The sequence below is a fragment of the Chamaesiphon sp. VAR_69_metabat_338 genome (assembly GCF_031423935.1).
In the GTDB taxonomy this organism is placed as follows: Bacteria; Cyanobacteriota; Cyanobacteriia; order Cyanobacteriales; family Chamaesiphonaceae; genus Chamaesiphon.
Genome location: NZ_JANPGM010000472.1, coordinates 1 through 3,594, shown reverse-complemented (window position 1 = coordinate 3,594; position 3,594 = coordinate 1). Strand labels below are relative to the sequence as shown.

The following is a 3,594-nucleotide window of genomic DNA, read 5'->3' as shown; positions in this document are numbered from 1 at the left end:
CATAGACGTTGCTGAATTGGTATATGAAGCATAAACTTTGCCCTCACCCCGCCAGATCCGAAGGATCTGGCGGGGTGAGGGCAAATCATACGTTGAATTGTCAACGCTAATTCATAAATTGCCCCTACTACATTTTAGCTTGGTTATTTTGGATCGATCGGTTATTTACCGCCAAATAGACTACCGCTGAGTTTCTTGATTGCTTTACCTGCCATCTCGGAATAACTGCGCTCGCCAGCCATGATTTTAGCCATCGTCAGACTAGCAGAAGGACGTTTGATTGCCGCTTTGTAGCTGACTTTGGGGAACTGATAAAAAGCACCAGCAAGGCGTTGCGCCCATTTCATATCCGCGCCCCATTCCGTTGTCATCACTTCCGTGTATTTTTCGAGGGCATTGCTAGTACCGCCCAGAGCCGAGTGAATTGCTTCGGCGGCTTTGACACCAGAGAAGATCGAGGGGCGAATGCCTTCGGCAGTCATCGGATCGACGACACAGGCGGCTTCGCCAGCGAGGAGGGCATTTTGGGTATGGAGTTTTTGGTCGCCATCCCACAGACACAGGGGATGCCCGTACTGTTTGAAATTGTTGATATCGATCCCGAAAGCACCTTTGCCATAGACCTCAAGAATCTTTTTGAAATCTTGGGCTTCGCCACCGCGAAATGTACCAATCCCGATCGAATAACCATCGGCTTTGGGGAAGTTCCAAATATAGCCGTTTTTAACTAAGCCAAATTCAAAGTTAATCGCATTGACGACGTTTTCACTGGGCGCATCGACTTCTAATGCACCTGCGAGCCGACGTTTGCGGTCTTTGAATCCCAACCATTTCGCCATGTTGCCTTTGGCACCATCGGCGGCGATCAGATACTTGCCCTCGACGCTACCATTAGCGGTGGTGACTTGCCAACGATCGACTTTAAATTCGATACTTTTAACTTCGGTACTATCCCGCAATTCGGCACCCTGAGCTTGGGCTTTTTGAACGAGAAAATGGTCGAATACATCGCGTTTGACCATCCAGATCGGCTCTTGGTTTTCGAGAGTGACATCGACTGGATCTTCTAAATTAAACGTGTACCGCAAGGTATTGACACGACAGGAAATTGCGGGACTAAAATCAAAATCAAACCACTGCGCGATCGCCGGCGAGACGCCACCGCCGCATGGCTTATACCGAGGGAGAGCATCTTTTTCTAAAATTAATACCGATCTACCGCGCTTGGCGAGATGGTAAGCTGCACTGCCTCCAGCAGGGCCAGCACCGACAATAATGCAATCAAACATAAGATAGCTTTTGGGAGATGTCGATCTCGGCTAGCATTAGCCATAATCTCGACCATTGTACAGCTATCAACCGCCTTCAAACCAGAGATGTTGCGATCGAGCGGAATGTCGAACAGTGTGCGCCCCAGTCCCCACCTTATCGATGTCTAGACAGAGAGGGAGGTCGCGAGTCTGCGACATTAAATTTGCTTACGACCGATTTTAACGAGTTGCGATCGCAATACACCGATCGCTCAAGCAGCCTGTTGGTTTGGTTCTTCCATACCCCACTGGTGTTTGAGCAGGCTTTTGTAACTATTTTCTCGGAGCACCATTTGTCTGTACAGATCGACCAAGAATTCTTGGGCTTGGCTGTGACTCATATCTTTGACTTGATGCTCGAACGAGCGGATGTTGAACTGTTGTTCGAGGGATAGATCGACTGATGTAGACATAGATTACTCCTACGTTGATTGTTGAGCAAAATCGTCCCACAGGGGACAGTTATGAGCTGGAGATCTGAACTGTTGTCCGGATATGTTAAGAAGTATAACATTCGTTTGACAAGGTTGCCGGTCTGTCAATTTGTAGATTTGAGGTATACCCTTAGATATAAATTAGCGTCATGCGCGACTTCTATGGGACTTAGCTTCAGTTTTAGCAAATAGATCCGATCGAGAATGCTCGACACGAACAAAAGTGAGGATTTGTCAAGATACCTTGACAAATATTAAAAATAAAGCGGCTTGCCCGACCGAGCCAGTAGCACTAGCGAAATTACAACTTACAAATTTACCGCGATCTTGAGCAAAATCTGCTGGCAGTGGGCACACTAACAATACGGAATCGATCTGATTAGTCTTAACTTCAATCCCGCATGACACCTGTTGACAACGGAAAAATCAAATGGTTGCTGAATACTTAACGCTCGATCGCTTGGCGACTCAGTTGAGTGAGATCAAGCACCAACACTTCAGTGGGCAAATTTTACTTACAAGTGCTGCGGGATCCCAGTGGTGCTTGTATACGTACCTCGGTCGCATTCTCTATGCAACTGGCGGCAATCATTCCATTCGCCGATGGGTCAGGAATTCGACGATCGCTGGTGTCGATGTCAGCGCGACAGAGTCTCTGTCCGACCGCATTGAGGCACTTACCAATATTTCTGGCTTGACGACAGCCGAGATCGATAGCTGCTGGGAATATTACCTGTTGGTTAACTGGGCCAAACAGGGCCGAGTGAAACGGACGGCACTGATCGAACACATCCAAAAGACGATTGTCGAGGTGATGTTTGATATCGTCCAAGCTGAAGCGGTCACTTTCCAACAAGTCGCACAAGCGCAACTGAGTCCGCAGCTCACCTTAATCGATCTCGATCGAGCCTTGGAGCTGGCGATCCAACAGCAACAGCAATGGCAGCAGGCGGGATTGGTGGGGATGTCACCCGATCGCAGTATCAAAATTATTAGAATCGCTGAGTTTCAGCAGATAGTTTCGCCAGCAGCCTATCAAGCACTGCAATTTGTGTTAGACGGTCAACAGACGATTCGAGAAATTGCCGCTAAGGCTCGCAAATCACCAGCAGCCATCGGCCAATCTTTTCGATCGCACATCGATACCGGAACGCTCGCGCTCGTCGATTTACCCGATTTCAACAGTCCGATCGCCCAGAGCAAACATCCGCCGGGATTTAGATCGGCTTTGATCGTCTGTATCGATGACAGTCCGTTTGTGTGCGATCGCCTAGAGCAAATTTTTCAGCAAGAGGGTTATCAATTTATCAGCGTGATGGATTCGCTCAAAGCCATTCCCATCGTCGTTGCCAAAAAGCCAGAATTAATTTTTCTCGATCTGGTCATGCCCAATGCCAATGGTTATGAGATTTGTAGTCGGCTGCGCAAAATCGGGGCGTTTCAGCACACACCGATTGTAATTTTGACAGGTAATGATGGGGTGATCGATCGCGTCCGTGCCAAGGTGGTCGGAGCGACTGATTTTTTAACCAAGCCAGTCCAATCAGAACTGGTGTTAGAAATTGCTCAAAAGTATTTAAATCCTACATTAGCCAAGTCCCTCTAAATATTTAGGTTTATATAGATGATAACTAAAATGTCTACAGCGTTGATTGTCGAGGATGTCCAGACCGATTTGATGATTTTAACTAGTTACTTAGAAAACTTAGGTTGGCGGGTAATCTCGGCGATGAATGGCGAAGAAGCCCTCACTTATCTAAGTTCTAACAAACCAGATATTGTTTTTTTAGATGTGGTGCTCCCCGGGCGCAGTGGGTTTGAGATCTGTCGGACGATCAAGTCTCAGACAG

4 protein-coding genes are annotated in these 3,594 nt (G+C 47.6%); 2 read left to right on the top strand and 2 right to left on the bottom strand.

Features of this window, described 5'->3' with window-relative positions; genetic code table 11:
* Positions 1-161: 161 nt before the first annotated feature.
* Both RMO84_RS13105 and RMO84_RS13100 read right to left on the bottom strand, forming a co-directional pair.
* Positions 162-1,289, bottom strand: coding sequence for a geranylgeranyl reductase family protein (locus RMO84_RS13105; protein WP_310488898.1), 1,128 nt, complete (start codon positions 1,287-1,289; stop codon positions 162-164).
* A 233-nt stretch (positions 1,290-1,522) separates the two neighbouring features.
* Positions 1,523-1,723 carry an NblA/ycf18 family protein gene (locus RMO84_RS13100; protein ID WP_310488897.1) on the bottom strand — a complete coding sequence of 67 codons (201 nt, stop codon included), beginning with the start codon at positions 1,721-1,723 and terminating at the stop codon, positions 1,523-1,525.
* 451 nt (positions 1,724-2,174) lie between these two features.
* On the opposite strand from RMO84_RS13100, the gene RMO84_RS13095 reads away from it, so the two are divergent.
* Both RMO84_RS13095 and RMO84_RS13090 read left to right on the top strand, forming a co-directional pair.
* Entirely contained in the window at positions 2,175-3,350 is a 1,176-nt protein-coding gene (locus RMO84_RS13095; protein ID WP_310488896.1) for a response regulator, read from the top strand.
* Positions 3,351-3,380: 30 nt separating this feature from the next.
* Positions 3,381-3,594, top strand: a 214-nt coding sequence (locus RMO84_RS13090; RefSeq protein ID WP_310488895.1) for a response regulator, incomplete at its 3' end; no start/stop codon positions are given.

What these genes read in the sequence shown, in the direction of transcription:
- RMO84_RS13100 (WP_310488897.1), bottom strand. Translation starts at nt 1,723, where the DNA reads ATGTCTACATCAGTCGATCTATCCCTCGAACAACAGTTCAACATCCGC.
- RMO84_RS13105 (WP_310488898.1), bottom strand. Translation starts at nt 1,289, where the DNA reads ATGTTTGATTGCATTATTGTCGGTGCTGGCCCTGCTGGAGGCAGTGCA.
- RMO84_RS13095 (WP_310488896.1), top strand. Translation starts at nt 2,175, where the DNA reads ATGGTTGCTGAATACTTAACGCTCGATCGCTTGGCGACTCAGTTGAGT.